Below are 14,258 nucleotides of genomic sequence, written 5' to 3'. Positions count from 1 at the left end.
TCAATCTTATATTATAATATTTACTATTGCTTTGATTTTTACCCTTTGTGGTGGTTCTTTTAATGCTTAAAGTTGTTGTTGGAAAGCCCGTTTTAGAGCTTTTAAATCATGCTAAAGAATTAGCTCAAGGAAGCGGCAATTTTAAAAGCTCGTATTTCAGTTAAAGGTCAAGATGAAATTGCTTTAGCTTGTGGATATATCAATCAATTTATCGAAAAAACTCACAAGGCAGTTAGCAGTGCAAGTCATAATTTAAAAAATGTAGAAAAACAAAGCAATCTTTTAAATTCAAATGCTATTTTTTAAGTGATATCAGTTCACAAAGTCATAAGCAAATAGATCAAAGTTTTAAACTTGGTGCAAATGTTGGCAATGAACTTAGAGAACTTGCTAGTTTGTCAAATAAGGCAAATAGCGCCAATGAAAAATCCTTTTTATTATTAGAGCAAATGCTTAAATCTTTGTTTAATGTTGCTAATAAAGTATCAATAGTATCCCAAAATGAAAATGAATTGGCTAAAAAAGTTGAAAACATGGTTAATCAAGCAGGTAATATACAAAAAGCAACTCAAATGATGGATAAGATCGCAGATAAAACAAAATTACCATCCCTAAATGCTGACATAGAAGTAGCTAGGGCTGGTGCATTTGGACTAGGTTTTTCTGTAATTGCTGAGGATGATAGGCAGTTGGCTCAGAACAGTGAAGAATTTTTGGGAAATGTAGCTCAAATTACAAAAGAGCTTTTGCAAAGTATTAATGAGGTTAACGCAGAATTAAAGAAAAATACTCAAAGTATACAAGCTTTAAATGATGACACCGCTTTATTGGTTGATGATGCTAATGAGGTTAAATTATGTAACGAAGATGCTAGGGCTTTGGTAACTCAATGTACTGAAAAAATAAAAATTTCCCAAGAGAATATATAAAATTTACTTTCTCGTATGCAAGAAAATGTTGAAGTAAGTGAAAAGAATGAAGAAATTTCTAAAATTCTACTTCAAGTTGTAGATGAGTTAAAAATAGTGTGTCATAATCTCGAAAGCGAACTTAACCAATTTTAAATTTAAAGGAATAAAATGAAAAAAACGCTTCAAATTGCTTTAGCTGCAACTTTTTTTGCAGGTTGTGCTAGTACTTCTGTTACTTCATCTACTTCTAAAGGTAATAATGAACTTGTACAAAATCAGCTTTTCAAAATAGAAAAAATTATAGTTAATGGTAAAACTTTTGATCCAAAAAACGCAGAGGAAAGTCCAAATATTAGTTTTGAAAATAATAAATTTTATGGTTATTCAGGGTGTAATCGTTTTTTTGGTTCTTACCAAACTAAGGCGGATACTTTGCAAATCGAAGGTGATCGCGTAGCTTCAACTCAAATGCTTTGTCATCCAATGGATGTAATGGATTTTGAAAATTCTTTCCTTTCAAATTTCAAAGGAATTTTTAAAATTTCAAATGAAAATGGAAAACTTGTTTTAAGTAATGATGAAATGAAGATCTTTTTTAAATAATACCCTAAAGCCTCGAAATATCGAGGTAATCTTCTTAAATTTGACAAAAGTCTAAAAAATGATACAATTATAATTTTATTATCAAAAAAGGTAGTTAAATGATAAAATCAATTCCTGAATGGAGTGAGCAAGAATACCTCATGCTTTCTTTACCCCATGAAAAAAGCGATTGGAATCCCTATTTAGAGGAAATTTTGCAAAGTTATAAAGAATTTGTAAAAGCAGTGAGTGAATTTCAAAAAGTTTTACTTATAGCTCCTAAACAGAGTGATTTTGAAAATTTTAAAGATATAAAAAATGTAGAGTATTTTAAATGTGATACCAATGATACTTGGATACGTGATTTTGGAGCTATAGATATAATAGAAAATGGTCGTTTAAAGGCTCTTGATTTTACTTTTAATGCTTGGGGAAATAAATTTCAAAGTGAGCTTGATAATGCTGTAAATTCTAAGCTTTTTAAAGAAAAATTTAAAGAGGAACTTAAAAAGGTTGATTTTATTTTAGAAGGAGGAAGTATTGACTTTAATGGAGAGGGTGTGATGCTTACAAGCTCTCATTGTCTTTTAAATGAAAATAGAAATTCTCATCTAAACAAAACTCAAATTGATATAAAATTAAAAGAAATTTTTGGTTTAAAGCAAATTATTTGGCTAGAAAATGGTTTCATAAAAGGTGATGATACAGATCATCATATCGATACCTTAGCAAGATTTATAGATAAAAATACCATAGCACATTGTATTTGTGAAGATGAAGAGGATGAACATTATTTGCCTTTGCAAAAAATGAAAGAAGAGCTTAAAAAAACAGGCTTTGATTTAGTAGAACTTCCTATACCTAATCCTTTATACTATGAAGGAAGAAGATTGGGCGCAACTTATGCGAATTTTGTTTTTATAAATAATGCTTTAATTGTGCCTTTTTATAAGGATAAAAATGATGAAATCATAGCTAAAAGACTTTCTAAAGCTTTACCTAGTCATAAAATTATAGGAGTAGATGCAAGAGTGTTTTTACGACAAAACGGTTCTTTGCATTGTTCTTGTCAAAATCGTTTCAAAGGTTTAAGATGAGTTTGCAAAAAAAAGCAACTCTTGTAGCAAGTTTATGTGCCATTGTTTTAGCCTTGGTTAAATTTATAGTAGGCTTAACAAGTGGTTCTGTTGCAGTACTTTCAAGTGCGATTGATTCTTTAATGGATTTTGCTATTTCTGCTTTTAATTTTTTGGCTCTTAAAAAAAGCTCACAAAAGGCGAATGAAAATTATAATTTTGGTTTTTCTAAAATTGAAGCTTTAATGGGTTTGTTAGAAGGTGTTTTTATAGTTGGCGTGGGGATTTTTATTTTTTATGAGAGTATTTTAAAGATTTATTATAAAGAAGAAATTAAAGATTTAAATTCAAGCATCTATGTGATGATTTTTGCTTTAATTATGACTTTTTTTCTTGTACTTTTTTTAAATTATGTAGCTAAAAAAACCAAAAGTTTGATTATAGAAAGTGATGCTTTGCATTACAAAACAGATTGCTTAACCAATACTTGTACTTTAGGGGCTTTGGTTTTGATTTATTTTACAAATTTACATATTATTGATGCTATTTTTGGGATAGTGATCAGTCTTTATACGGCATTTTCTGCTTTTAAAATCATTAAAAAAGCTTTAGCTTTTTTAATGGATGAGGCTTTACCTAAGGAACAAGTGGATAAAATTTGTACTTTGATTTCTAATAATCCTGAAATAATTTCCTATCATGAATTAAAGACGCGTAAAACTCCAAGTTGTAATTATTTAAGCGTGCATTTGGTTTTTTGCCCTATAATTTCGCTTTTAAATGCGCATAAAATTTCAGATGAAATAGAAGAAGGTGTGCGTAAGATGTTTGAAAATGAAAAATGGGATATACAAATTCATTTAGATCCTTATGATGATGCAGAACAAGAAAGGCAAAGACAATGAAAATCGCTTTAATACAACAAAAATTTCATTTAAATAAAGAACAAACTATAAAAAAAACTTGCGAATTTATAGAAGAAGCCTCTAAACAAGGAGCTGAGCTTGTTTGCTTGGGAGAACTTCATCAAAGTGAGTATTTTTGTCAAAGTGAAAATGTGGATTTTTTTGACTATGCTAATGATTATGAAAAAGATGTGAAATTTTGGGCAAATATAGCTAGAAAAAATCAAATAGTGCTTATTGCTTCATTGTTTGAAAAACGAAGTGCCGGACTTTATCATAATACTGCAGTGGTTTTTGAAAAAGATGGTTCTATAGCAGGCAAATATCGCAAAATGCACATACCCGATGATCCTTGTTTTTATGAAAAATTTTATTTTACTCCTGGAGATTTGGGTTTTGAACCTATAAATACAAGTTTAGGTAAGCTTGGAGTGCTTATTTGTTGGGATCAGTGGTATCCTGAAGCAGCAAGAATTATGGCTTTAAAAGGAGCTGAGATTCTTATTTATCCCACGGCAATTGGTTGGTTTGATAAGGATAAAGATGAAGAAAAACAAAGACAGCTCAATGCTTGGCTTGGCGTACAAAAAGGACATGCTATAGCTAATGGTTTATATGTAGCAGCTATCAATAGAGTAGGTTTTGAAAAAGATGTAAGCGGGATAGAAGAGGGCATTAGATTTTGGGGAAATTCTTTTGTTTTTGGCCCTCAAGGTGAAGAACTTTGTCTTTTAGATTCTCAAAACGAATGTGTAAAAATCATAGAAATAGATAAAAAAAGAAGTGAAAATGTGCGTCGTTGGTGGCCTTTTTTGCGAGATAGACGCATAGAATATTTTGCAGATTTAACTAAAAGATTTATTGATTAAATCAATAAATCTTATTTGTTTTGTATATTTTCAAGATAGCTTTTTATTTGCTCTTTTTCTTGTTCATTTAAATTTATAAAACTTATTTCTTTAAGTCTTGATAAAAGCAAATTATCTTCTAAAATTTCATTTTTTCCTATTTCTAAAGAAGTGATGACGCTAGAACTTATGAGAAGTCTTTGGGTTGCATCTTTTCTTAAGCCCCATATATTATGTATGGCAATATTATTATCTGTAATTTGTCCTGCATAAAGCATAATATGTCCAGGTAAATAAAGTAAACTAAGATAAGCTTTCCCAAAGCGGTTTAAAAAATCTTTTTTTTGAGAATTACTAAGAGTGCTTATATCAAAATGATTAAAAGAATTTTTTTGTGCAGCTGAATTTCTTGGTAGATAAAGTCCAAAAGCTGAAAAGATATCACGAGTTAGTAAAGAACAATCTCTTTCAAAATTATAACCGCCCCAGCCATAAGGCAAATTTAAAACTTGTGAAAGTTGATTTTTTAAATTTTTATCATTGAATTGTAAAGGAAATTTAGATACATCTTTTTTAGAAATTTTATATTTTTTAGAACCTATTTTTCCATAAAAATAGTTTTTATCTTCTTTGTAGTAAGGATAGATAGCACCAATTCTACTTTCAAAGAAAAATTTACCATCCTCGCTATAGATAGCAAATTTTTCTTTTAGTGGTGTGATAAAGTTGAGATTTTCATAGATTTTCGCTCTATCGTTTGAGAAAAATTCCAAATTTTTACTTTCAACAAATCCAAATCCAGCTTCACCTAAAACAAAAGCATAACGCTTATCTTTACTAAAATGTGAAATTAAGACAGGGGATCCAGTATTTAAAATGCCATCGCTTGCATAGTCAAAAGGAATTCCTTCATTTTCAAAAAAAGGATTTTTTAAGATAGCTCTTTGGGTTGGAAGATTTTTAATGATTGTATTTTGGATAATCAAAGCTTTTTGATTAAGTTTGCCAAATTCTTGGATATTTGCGTTATTTATAGCATTTTTAAACCATGAAAGCGGAATAATTTGTTTATTGAAAAAATAATAAGTATTTTTTGAATTTAAATATAAAGGAAAGGACCAAAAAATATTTTGTCCTTTGTAGTTTTTAAATGAATCATGCCAAGGGTTAAAGAAATATTTTTTATATCGTTTTGCATCAAAATTAATATCGTAAGTAAATTGTGGCAAAATGCTTACATTTTGTTCGTATTCAAGTTTTGCATAATGTTTATTTTCATTTTTTTGTTCTAAATTTTCATGATGGAGTGAAGTTAAATTTTTTGTTGAACAAGCTGTTAAAAATAGCACTATAAAAGTAAAATATAAACAAGATTTCATAATCAACCTTTTAGAAAAAATAGTTATAATTAAAGCTAAGGAAATATAATGCTTGATAAACTAGAAAAAATTTTAGCTTATGATAATGTTTTTTTAAGTGGTGGCGCTGGAGTTGGTAAAAGCTTTTTGACAAATGAGCTTATCAAATCTTATAGAAAACAAAAAAATTAGCCATAGCTCTTGGTTCTAGTGCTCTATCGGCGTTTAATATAGGCGGTGTTACTTTACACAGCTTTTTTTGTTTAGGGTATTGTGATGATATGATGAAATTAAGTGCATTGGATCGCAATCAAAAACAAAAAGAAAAATTAACAAAACTTAAAGAGCTTTTAAAAACGATTGAGCTTATTATTATCGATGAAATTTCCATGGTTAGCGCAAATGTTTTTGAAATGATAGGCTTTAGACTTAAAAATTCTCAATTTAATGGAAAAATTTTAGTTGTTGGAGATTTTTTTCAACTGCCTCCAGTAATTAAAGAAAAAAAAGAAACTTTATTTAACCATTCTTATTATGTTTTTTCTTCATTTTTTTGGCAAGATTTAAATTTTAAGAATATTAAACTTTCTCAACCTAAAAGAACGCAAAATATGGAATTTTATAACCATTTATCTTTGATTAGACAAGGTTTTTTAGATGAAAAAATTTTAAGCTTTTTTAAATCTTTGCGAATTGATTATAAAGAATTAAAAAATTTAGAAGATGATTATACTTTGCTTTGTGGTATCAATAAAAAAGTAAACAATATCAATCAAGAAAAATTAAGCAAACTTGATACCCCGCTTGTATGCTTTAAGGCTCAGGTTAAAAAAGAAGATAAGAGAATAAAAGATGAAGAGCTTGATTCTTGGATTAGAAGCTTAAATATATTGGAAGAATTAAATATTAAAATAGGCGCTCGTATTATTTTTTGTGTAAATAATTGGGATAAGAATTATTATAATGGAGAGCAAGGCATTATAGAAGATATTCTTTATGAAGAGGAGAAAATTTATATTAGCATTATTAAAAATAATGGGATAAAAATTTTACTTGAACCTTATACTTTTTTCATGGAAGAACTTGAGCAATCAGGTAAAGATTTTGTTGTTAATATTCTCGCAAGTGTTACACAGTTTCCTATTAAATTAGCTTATGCTATTACTATACACAAATCACAAGGTATGAGTATTGAAAAATTAGTGTGTGATATTGATCATATTTTTGAAAATGGACAGCTTTATGTCGCTCTTTCTCGCGCTACAAACCCAAATACTTTAAAAATTTATTCTACAAAAAAGATAAATTTTGGATTTTATTTTGCTAATATTTTAAAAATAGATTCTAATGTGATTGAATTTTATAAAAAACATAATTTTTTAGATCTCGAAATACAAGAACAAATCATTTAAAGGCATTAAATGAAAAAAATATTTTTAAGTGTTTTTTTGGTTTTGAGTTTAAATGCTCAAAATCTTGAAATAGATAAAATAAGAACAGATTTGTATTCTAAAAGTGGAGCAAATGTTCTTAAAAAAGTTGAAATTTCTTTGGAATTTGATGGGAATAATTTAAAAGAAAATGAAAATAAGTTAATTGATGCTGTAAATACGGTAATTTCAGGGTTTTTTTACGAAGATATTTTTACAGAAATTGGAAAAAATAATTTCAAAAAAACTTTAGAAAAATTTTTAGATAAGAAGTATAAGATTGAATTAGATGATATATATATCATATCTTTAAGCGGAGTGGAAAAATTTGATTTAGAGGAGTTTAAACGCTTTTTAGAAAGTACTGAGGCTAAAGAGAAGGGTATGGGTAGCGAGGTAAAAAAAGCACTTGAAAACTTAGAAGTTCCTAAAACTCAAGTTCCTAGTGTTGAAAAGATCCCAACTCCTAGTGTTCCAAATTTAGAAGTCAAGCAAGTTGAACAGCTTTTCAAAGATCCAGATGAAGAAAATAAAAATGACAATGGAGAAATCAATATAGATAATTTAAATACACCTAAAATGACTCCAGATATAGAAGAAAAAATTAAAAGAGATTTAATCGCCAATCCTCCACAAATATTCAAAGAAAATAACGCAAGCAAGCCTTATCATTTGCCACAAACAGGCTATGATATAAAGCTTGATGAAAATTCAACGCAAAATTAGCGAACTATATCATAATTTTGCGGAATTTTTGCCTTGAAAATATCGGAGTTGATTTTTGGATTTTTAATTTGATTATTTAGATTGATTATAACATCATTTTCAAATTCATCTTTATAGGATATGCTTTGAATTTGCTCTTCATTAAGCTTAATTGTATAGTTTATATTATCATATTTTGCTGCAAGTTTATCCTTATCTATAAGACTTGCTTTTTTGAAAATTTCATTAAGATTTGGAATGTTATCAAGATGAGAGAAAATGACTTGTTCTAGATCGTGCTCTACTATGGTTACTTGATTTTTGTTGATATAAATCTCTTTTTTACTAGGAGTATCATAACTCCAATATGCTTGATTTTTGCTCAGTATAAAATGCCCAGAATAAGAAAGTGTAGAGTTTTTGGATTTCACTATTTGGGTAAAATTGCTTGAAAAGGTATTAAAATTAAGATCAAGGGCAAAAAGTTGTCCTATAAAAATAAAAAATATCAAGAATGTTTTTTTCATTTATTTTCCTTAAAAAAATATATTTTTTATGTCATTCTAGCTAATTTTAATTAAATAATCGTTATAATGATAGTTTGAAAAATTTATAAAGGTTTAAAAATGTTTTTAAATACTTTAAAAGCCGTGTTTGGCACAAAAAATGATCGTGAAGTTAAGAAATATTTCAAGCGTGTAGCACAAATCAATGCTTTAGAAGGCAACTATCAAAATTTAAGCGATGATGAATTAAAAGCCGAATTTGCAAAATTTAAAGAGCAAATTTTAAGCGGAGAAAAAAACGAAAATGATGTTTTAAATGATGTTTTTGCTATAGTCAGAGAGACAGGTAAGAGAACTTTAAATATGCGTCATTTTGATGTGCAGTTAATCGGTGGTATGATTTTGCACGATGGAAAAATCGCAGAAATGAAAACAGGAGAAGGTAAAACTCTTGTAGCAACCTTACCTGTTGTTTTAAATGCCATGAGTGGCAAAGGCGTACATGTCGTTACAGTAAATGATTATCTAGCCAAAAGAGATGCTGAGCAAATGAGTGCGATTTATAATTTTTTAGGTTTTAGTGTTGGCGTGGTGCTTTCTTCTCAAAATAGTGATATAGAACACAAGCAAGCTTATGATTGTGATATTACTTATGGAACCAATAATGAGTTTGGTTTTGATTATTTGCGTGATAATATGAAATTTTCAAAAGCTGAAAAAGTTCAAAGAGAGCATAATTTTGTTATCGTAGATGAAGTAGATAGTATTTTAATTGATGAGGCAAGAACTCCGCTTATCATCAGTGGTCCTACAAATCGTACTTTAGATGGTTATATTAAAGCCAATGAAGTAGCTAAACAAATGCAAAAAGGTGAAGCAGTTTTACCCCCTGCAAAACCTGAGGGTGATTTTGTAGTAGATGAGAAAAATCGTAATATTTTAATTACAGAAGCAGGTATTGCTAAGGCTGAAAAACTTTTTGGCGTAGAAAATTTATACAGTCTTGATAATGCTATCTTAGCTCATCAGCTTGATCAAGCCTTAAAAGCACATAATCTTTTTGAAAAAGATGTGCATTATGTTTTAAGAAATAATGAAGTTATCATCGTTGACGAATTTACAGGGCGTTTAAGCGAAGGACGTCGTTTTAGCGAAGGATTGCATCAAGCTTTAGAAGCTAAAGAAAATGTAAAAATTCAAGAAGAAAGCCAAACTCTAGCAGATATTACTTTTCAAAATTATTTTAGAATGTACAATAAACTTGCAGGTATGACAGGAACTGCACAAACAGAAGCGACTGAATTTTCTCAAATTTATAGTTTAGATGTTATTTCTATACCGACAAATATTCCTATTAAAAGACAAGATAAAGATGATCTTATCTATAAAACTCAAAATGAAAAATTCAAAGCTGTAATTGAAGAGATTAAAAAAGCCAATGCTAAAGGTCAGCCTGTACTTGTAGGAACCGCAAGTATAGAGCGCAGTGAAGTTTTTCACAATATGCTTGTAAAAGAGAAAATCCCTCATCATGTTTTAAATGCTAAAAATCACGAGCAAGAAGCTTTGATTATCCAAGATGCAGGTAAAAAAGGTGCTGTAACTATCGCTACAAATATGGCAGGTCGTGGTGTAGATATAAAAATCGATGATGAGATTAGGGCTTTGGGTGGGCTTTATATCATCGGTACAGAAAGACATGAAAGCCGCCGTATTGATAATCAACTTCGTGGTCGTGCAGGAAGGCAGGGTGATCCTGGAATAAGTCGTTTTTATCTAAGTTTAGAAGATAATCTTTTAAGAATTTTTGGTGGGGATCGTATTAAAAGTATTATGGATCGCTTGGGCATAGAAGAGGGCGAAAGCATAGAATCAAGAATCGTTACAAGAGCGGTTGAAAATGCGCAAAAAAAAGTTGAAAGCTTGCATTTTGAAAGCAGAAAGCATTTGTTAGAATACGATGATGTAGCAAATGAACAAAGAAAAACTATTTATCGTTATCGTAATGAGCTTTTAGATGAAAACTATGATATTAGAGCTAAAATTTCTCAAAATATCGCTGAATATAGCGCAAATGTAATGAATGATTATATGCTTGACGAAAGCGGTTCTAATGTAAATTTTGAAAATTTGAAAGCAAAAATTTTGTATGAATGTTCAACTCAGATTAGTGAAAAAGATTTTGAGAATTTAAGCGTCATTGAAATGCAAGACAAGCTAAGTCAAATTCTTGAAAATTCTTATAATGAAAAGATGTTAAGACTTGAGATTAAAGAATTGCGTAATATAGAGCGTATTTTATATTTGCAAGTTTTGGATAATGCTTGGAGAGAGCATTTGTATCAAATGGATATTTTAAAAACAGGAATAGGACTTCGTGGATACAATCAAAAAGATCCTCTTGTGGAATATAAGAAAGAAAGTTATAATCTTTTCTTGGAGTTGGTCAATCGTATTAAATTTGATAGTATTAAACTACTTTTTAGCGTGCAATTTAATCAAGAAGAGGCGCAAAATTTAGAAAATAAAGCCAATGAAGAAAATGAAAAGCTACTTCAAAGCTCAGTAGAAATGGGCGCAAGCGAAGATAATCTTGGCGAAGCTGAATTTAAAAAAGTTCCACGCAATGCTCCTTGTCCTTGCGGAAGTGGAAAAAAATTTAAAGAATGCCATGGAAAAAGTGGTCCTAAGCAAGGAATTTTAGCTTGAATAAAAGCGTTTTAAAATATTTACTTTTTAAGTATTTAAGATTTGATAAAGAGCAACCCTTTATCAATCTTTCTATGCTTTTGGCCTTTTTAGGAGTTTGTGTAGGACTTTGCGTTTTGCTTGTAGCTATGGCAATTATGAATGGTTTTGATAAAGAATTTGAAAAACGCTTTTTTGTGATGAATTATCCTATTACTATTTTGCCTAAATTCTACGCTCCTGTAAATGATGAATTTATAGATGAGTTAAGAAAAACATTTCCAAATTTGTTATTTAGCCCTTATTTAAGCACTCAAGTTGTTGTAAAGGGAGATAATCGTTTTGAAGGTGGTGTGCTTTTTGGCGTTAATTTTAATGATGAAAAAAAAATAAACGAAGTGGTTGCTAAAGCTTTAAAGGATGAGAATTTAAGTGGTTTTGATATACTTGTAGGATCAGCACTTACTGATGAATTTGGTTTGCATAAAAATGACAAACTTTCACTTATTTTTTCAAATCTTAATCCTAGTGGATTTTCTTTAGTACCGCAAACTAAACGTTTTGATGTTAAAGCGCGTTTTACTTCAGGGCTTGCATTTTATGATAAAGCTTATATGTACACAGATGTTGATGCATTGAAAAAAGTACTTGGAATACCTAAAAATCCAAATTATGATGGAATTCATGTATATAGCGATAATGCTTTTAAGGATGTTGAAAAAATTAAATCTTATTTAAAAGATGATTATGCTGTGGTGGGTTGGTGGGAGCAAAATAAAAATTTTTTTTCAGCCTTAGAACTTGAAAAAAGAGCGCTTTTTATAGTGTTGATGCTTATTATTTTGGTTGCAAGTTTAAATATAGTAAGTTCTTTATTGATGATAGTAATGAATCGTCGCAGTGAAATAGCACTTTTACTTGCTCTAGGTGCAAGCAAAAATGAGGTAAAAAAGAGTTTTTTTGCCTTAGGTATGCTTATTGGTGGTGGTGGTATGATAGTGGGTGTGGTACTTGCATTTTTTGCTTTATGGCTTTTGGGAAATTTTGATATTGTAACTTTACCTGTTGATGTTTATGGAACCAGTAAATTACCACTTGATTTATCTTTAATGGATTTTTCTTTAACCATTGTGGGTGCTTTAATAATCATAGCTTTATCATCTTTTTATCCTGCAAAAAAAGCAACTCAAATTAATATTTTAGATACTTTAAGAAATGAATAAATTGTAATTTTGGAGATTTTTATTGTCTTTGTTTACTCAAAAAAATAAGAATTTTAAACCTTTAAAACCTCTATCAAAGTCAAAAATAATCACTAATTTAATTCTTTTGATTTTATTTTTAATATTGTTTTGTTATTGTAGTTTTAGTATAAGTGCTTATCATTTTGATTTTAGCGCAATTGCAACCTATAAAGAAAAATTTCTTCAAGGTTTTTTAAATACTTTAATAATCAGTTTTTTTTCTTTATTGTTGAGTATAATTTTGGGTGGAGTTTTTTGTACTTTTTCTTTAAGTTCGATTGTTTTTTTAAGATTTTTATCTACATTTTACATAGAGCTTGTCAGAGGAACCCCTTTACTAGTGCAGGTATTATTGATATATTATATCATTGCAAATAATTTAGGACTTGATAATCGATATGTGGCTGGAGTTATTATTTTATCATGTTTTTCTGCTGCTTACTTAGCTGAAATATTTAGAGCTGGAATTTTAAGTATTTCTATATCTCAGCTTGAGAGCGCTAGGGCTTTAGGGTTAAAAGAGATGCAGGTTTTTGCGTATGTAATTTTTCCCCAAGCTTTAAAAAATATTTTAGCACCGCTGAGTGGACAATTTGCAAATTTAATTAAAGATAGTTCCTTATTAAGCGTTATTGCTGTAAATGAATTAACCCAAAGTGCGCAAGAGATAAATTCTTATACTTTTGCTACTCTTGAAGCTTATGTAATTTTGGCTATTACATATCTTGTTTTGACTTTACCTATAAGTATATTTTCTCGTTATTTGGAGAGAAAATGCCAAAAATGATTTAAAAAAGCTTGACAAATAGAGCTAATTTTGGCATAATCACATTTTTATTTCAGAAAATGTCTCGTTAGCTCAGCCGGTAGAGCATCTCCCTTTTAAGGAGGGGGCCGTTGGTTCGAATCCAACACGGGACACCATTATAAAGGTCGCTTAGCTCAGTTGGTAGAGCGCCACCCTTACAAGGTGGATGTCATAAGTTCGAGTCTTATAGTGACCACCATTTTATAAAATCATAAATAGGTTTTATAATCTCTACTTCTTTACTTTGGATGCAGCGGTAGTTCAGCTGGTTAGAATGCCGCCCTGTCACGGCGGAGGTCGCGGGTTCGAGCCCCGTCCGCTGCGCCATATTGTCTCGTTAGCTCAGCCGGTAGAGCATCTCCCTTTTAAGGAGGGGGCCGTTGGTTCGAATCCAACACGGGACACCATTTTTATTGTTAGGGTTATGACCCTTTCGTCTAGTGGCCCAGGACAACACTCTCTCTGTGTGGAAACAGAGGTTCAAATCCTCTAGGGGTCGCCAATCATAGGTCGCTTAGCTCAGTTGGTAGAGCGCCACCCTTACAAGGTGGATGTCATAAGTTCGAGTCTTATAGTGACCACCATTTTATAAAATCATAAATAGGTTTTATAATCTCTACTTCTTTACTTTGGATGCAGCGGTAGTTCAGCTGGTTAGAATGCCGCCCTGTCACGGCGGAGGTCGCGGGTTCGAGCCCCGTCCGCTGCGCCATCTTGCTTGGTAACAATTTTATAAGTATAATTTACAAAATAATAAAAAATAGAGCTAAGGAAAAAAATGCTTATTATTGGACATAAATTATTAAAAAATTTAGATTTTTCTTTTATTGAAAGTGTTGAAGAAGTTAAAGATAATAAAGTTTATTGTATTGTTTATGATGAAAAATTGATTTCTTATTTAAGTCAAAATGATTTTGAATTTGCTATTTTAGTTCAAAATAAAGATGAGATATTTTTAGCCAATGCTTTAGGAGCTAAGTTTTTGCTTTGTAATGATAAAAAACTTGCAAAATTTGCTAGTAAGGTTGCAGAATTTTATGTTTTTGATAGTAGGGTTTTAATGATTGTTGATAAATTAGAGAATTTTAAAAAATTTTATAAATTAAAAATCGATGGAATTATTTTAAAAGATAATATAGATAATTTTCCTAAAAACTGATAAATTCTTTTGTAAAATAAGTGCTAATTGACGAGGTT

General features: G+C 29.9%; 13 protein-coding genes, 7 tRNA genes and 1 pseudogene. 19 read left to right on the top strand and 2 right to left on the bottom strand.

The annotated features are described in order from the left end of the window. Positions 1-395: 395 nt before the first annotated feature. The 6 genes from FBF22_RS08660 to FBF22_RS04615 all read left to right on the top strand — a co-directional run bounded on the left by FBF22_RS08660 (position 396) and on the right by FBF22_RS04615 (position 4,343). Positions 396-929, top strand: coding sequence for a methyl-accepting chemotaxis protein (locus FBF22_RS08660; protein ID WP_002867433.1), 534 nt, complete (start codon positions 396-398; stop codon positions 927-929). A 15-nt stretch (positions 930-944) separates the two neighbouring features. Then, the gene (locus FBF22_RS08655; RefSeq protein ID WP_002886201.1) at positions 945-1,064 is read left to right on the top strand and encodes a hypothetical protein; all 120 of its coding nucleotides are present in this window, start codon (positions 945-947) and stop codon (positions 1,062-1,064) included. Between the two features lie 15 nt (positions 1,065-1,079). Then, entirely contained in the window at positions 1,080-1,514 is a 435-nt protein-coding gene (locus tag FBF22_RS04630) for an META domain-containing protein (RefSeq protein ID WP_002860707.1), read from the top strand. Between the two features lie 98 nt (positions 1,515-1,612). Beyond that, positions 1,613-2,590, top strand: a complete 978-nt coding sequence (locus FBF22_RS04625; RefSeq protein ID WP_002859225.1) for an agmatine deiminase family protein — start codon at positions 1,613-1,615, stop codon at positions 2,588-2,590. Beyond that, complete coding sequence (locus FBF22_RS04620; protein WP_002853291.1) at positions 2,587-3,474, top strand: cation diffusion facilitator family transporter; 888 nt, start codon at positions 2,587-2,589, stop codon at positions 3,472-3,474. Before FBF22_RS04625 ends, FBF22_RS04620 begins: the two co-directional genes overlap by 4 nt. After that, on the top strand, positions 3,471-4,343 hold the full coding sequence (locus tag FBF22_RS04615) for an N-carbamoylputrescine amidohydrolase (RefSeq protein WP_002885206.1): 873 nt from the start codon (positions 3,471-3,473) through the stop codon (positions 4,341-4,343). Before FBF22_RS04620 ends, FBF22_RS04615 begins: the two co-directional genes overlap by 4 nt. A gap of 11 nt (positions 4,344-4,354) precedes the next feature. On the opposite strand, the gene FBF22_RS04610 is transcribed toward FBF22_RS04615, so the two are convergent. Beyond that, positions 4,355-5,701 carry an SH3 domain-containing C40 family peptidase gene (locus tag FBF22_RS04610; RefSeq protein ID WP_002885209.1) on the bottom strand — a complete coding sequence of 449 codons (1,347 nt, stop codon included), beginning with the start codon at positions 5,699-5,701 and terminating at the stop codon, positions 4,355-4,357. Positions 5,702-5,749: 48 nt separating this feature from the next. On the opposite strand from FBF22_RS04610, the pseudogene pif1 reads away from it, so the two are divergent. Both pif1 and FBF22_RS04600 read left to right on the top strand, forming a co-directional pair. Continuing rightward, a pseudogene (gene pif1, locus FBF22_RS04605) lies at positions 5,750-7,092 on the top strand (ATP-dependent DNA helicase Pif1). A 9-nt stretch (positions 7,093-7,101) separates the two neighbouring features. Beyond that, the gene (locus FBF22_RS04600; protein WP_002885211.1) at positions 7,102-7,836 is read left to right on the top strand and encodes a hypothetical protein; all 735 of its coding nucleotides are present in this window, start codon (positions 7,102-7,104) and stop codon (positions 7,834-7,836) included. On the opposite strand, the gene lolA is transcribed toward FBF22_RS04600, so the two are convergent. Next, the gene (gene lolA / locus FBF22_RS04595; protein WP_002885213.1) at positions 7,833-8,342 is read right to left on the bottom strand and encodes a LolA-like outer membrane lipoprotein chaperone; all 510 of its coding nucleotides are present in this window, start codon (positions 8,340-8,342) and stop codon (positions 7,833-7,835) included. The two genes, FBF22_RS04600 and lolA, sit on opposite strands and share 4 nt — an antisense overlap. Before the next feature lie 99 nt (positions 8,343-8,441). On the opposite strand from lolA, the gene secA reads away from it, so the two are divergent. The 11 genes from secA (at position 8,442) to FBF22_RS04540 (ending at position 14,220) form a co-directional block, all read left to right on the top strand. Then, a complete protein-coding gene (secA, locus tag FBF22_RS04590) occupies positions 8,442-11,030 on the top strand; it encodes a preprotein translocase subunit SecA (protein ID WP_002885216.1) in 2,589 nt (862 codons plus the stop codon). Beyond that, positions 11,027-12,232: an ABC transporter permease gene (locus FBF22_RS04585; protein WP_002853329.1), complete on the top strand. Its 1,206-nt coding sequence runs from the start codon at positions 11,027-11,029 to the stop codon at positions 12,230-12,232. Before secA ends, FBF22_RS04585 begins: the two co-directional genes overlap by 4 nt. A 22-nt stretch (positions 12,233-12,254) precedes the next feature. Next, positions 12,255-13,040: an amino acid ABC transporter permease gene (locus FBF22_RS04580; RefSeq protein ID WP_002885219.1), complete on the top strand. Its 786-nt coding sequence runs from the start codon at positions 12,255-12,257 to the stop codon at positions 13,038-13,040. A gap of 61 nt (positions 13,041-13,101) precedes the next feature. Then, positions 13,102-13,177, top strand: a tRNA-Lys gene (locus FBF22_RS04575). Positions 13,178-13,184: 7 nt separating this feature from the next. Further along, positions 13,185-13,260 (top strand) — tRNA-Val (locus FBF22_RS04570). A 51-nt stretch (positions 13,261-13,311) separates the two neighbouring features. After that, positions 13,312-13,388: transfer RNA gene (locus tag FBF22_RS04565), tRNA-Asp, on the top strand. Between the two features lie 4 nt (positions 13,389-13,392). Then, a tRNA-Lys gene (locus tag FBF22_RS04560) sits at positions 13,393-13,468 on the top strand. Positions 13,469-13,487: 19 nt separating this feature from the next. Beyond that, positions 13,488-13,563, top strand: a tRNA-Arg gene (locus FBF22_RS04555). A 6-nt stretch (positions 13,564-13,569) separates the two neighbouring features. After that, positions 13,570-13,645 (top strand) — tRNA-Val (locus FBF22_RS04550). Positions 13,646-13,696: 51 nt separating this feature from the next. Next, positions 13,697-13,773, top strand: a tRNA-Asp gene (locus FBF22_RS04545). 66 nt (positions 13,774-13,839) lie between these two features. Next, the gene (locus FBF22_RS04540; RefSeq protein WP_002853267.1) at positions 13,840-14,220 is read left to right on the top strand and encodes a hypothetical protein; all 381 of its coding nucleotides are present in this window, start codon (positions 13,840-13,842) and stop codon (positions 14,218-14,220) included. The last annotated feature ends 38 nt before the right edge of the window (positions 14,221-14,258 follow it).

Source organism: Campylobacter sp. CFSAN093260, from assembly GCF_012890095.1.
GTDB classification, from domain to species: Bacteria; Campylobacterota; Campylobacteria; order Campylobacterales; family Campylobacteraceae; genus Campylobacter_D; species Campylobacter_D jejuni.
This window is presented reverse-complemented; position numbering and strand designations above follow the sequence as displayed.

Excerpts from the sequence above, each read along its gene's own strand:
- FBF22_RS08655 (WP_002886201.1), top strand. The coding sequence starts at position 945 with ATGCAAGAAAATGTTGAAGTAAGTGAAAAGAATGAAGAAATTTCTAAA.
- FBF22_RS04630 (WP_002860707.1), top strand. The coding sequence starts at position 1,080 with ATGAAAAAAACGCTTCAAATTGCTTTAGCTGCAACTTTTTTTGCAGGT.
- FBF22_RS04625 (WP_002859225.1), top strand. The coding sequence starts at position 1,613 with ATGATAAAATCAATTCCTGAATGGAGTGAGCAAGAATACCTCATGCTT.
- FBF22_RS04620 (WP_002853291.1), top strand. The coding sequence starts at position 2,587 with ATGAGTTTGCAAAAAAAAGCAACTCTTGTAGCAAGTTTATGTGCCATT.
- FBF22_RS04615 (WP_002885206.1), top strand. The coding sequence starts at position 3,471 with ATGAAAATCGCTTTAATACAACAAAAATTTCATTTAAATAAAGAACAA.
- FBF22_RS04610 (WP_002885209.1), bottom strand. The coding sequence starts at position 5,701 with ATGAAATCTTGTTTATATTTTACTTTTATAGTGCTATTTTTAACAGCT.
- FBF22_RS04600 (WP_002885211.1), top strand. The coding sequence starts at position 7,102 with ATGAAAAAAATATTTTTAAGTGTTTTTTTGGTTTTGAGTTTAAATGCT.
- lolA (WP_002885213.1), bottom strand. The coding sequence starts at position 8,342 with ATGAAAAAAACATTCTTGATATTTTTTATTTTTATAGGACAACTTTTT.
- secA (WP_002885216.1), top strand. The coding sequence starts at position 8,442 with ATGTTTTTAAATACTTTAAAAGCCGTGTTTGGCACAAAAAATGATCGT.
- FBF22_RS04540 (WP_002853267.1), top strand. The coding sequence starts at position 13,840 with ATGCTTATTATTGGACATAAATTATTAAAAAATTTAGATTTTTCTTTT.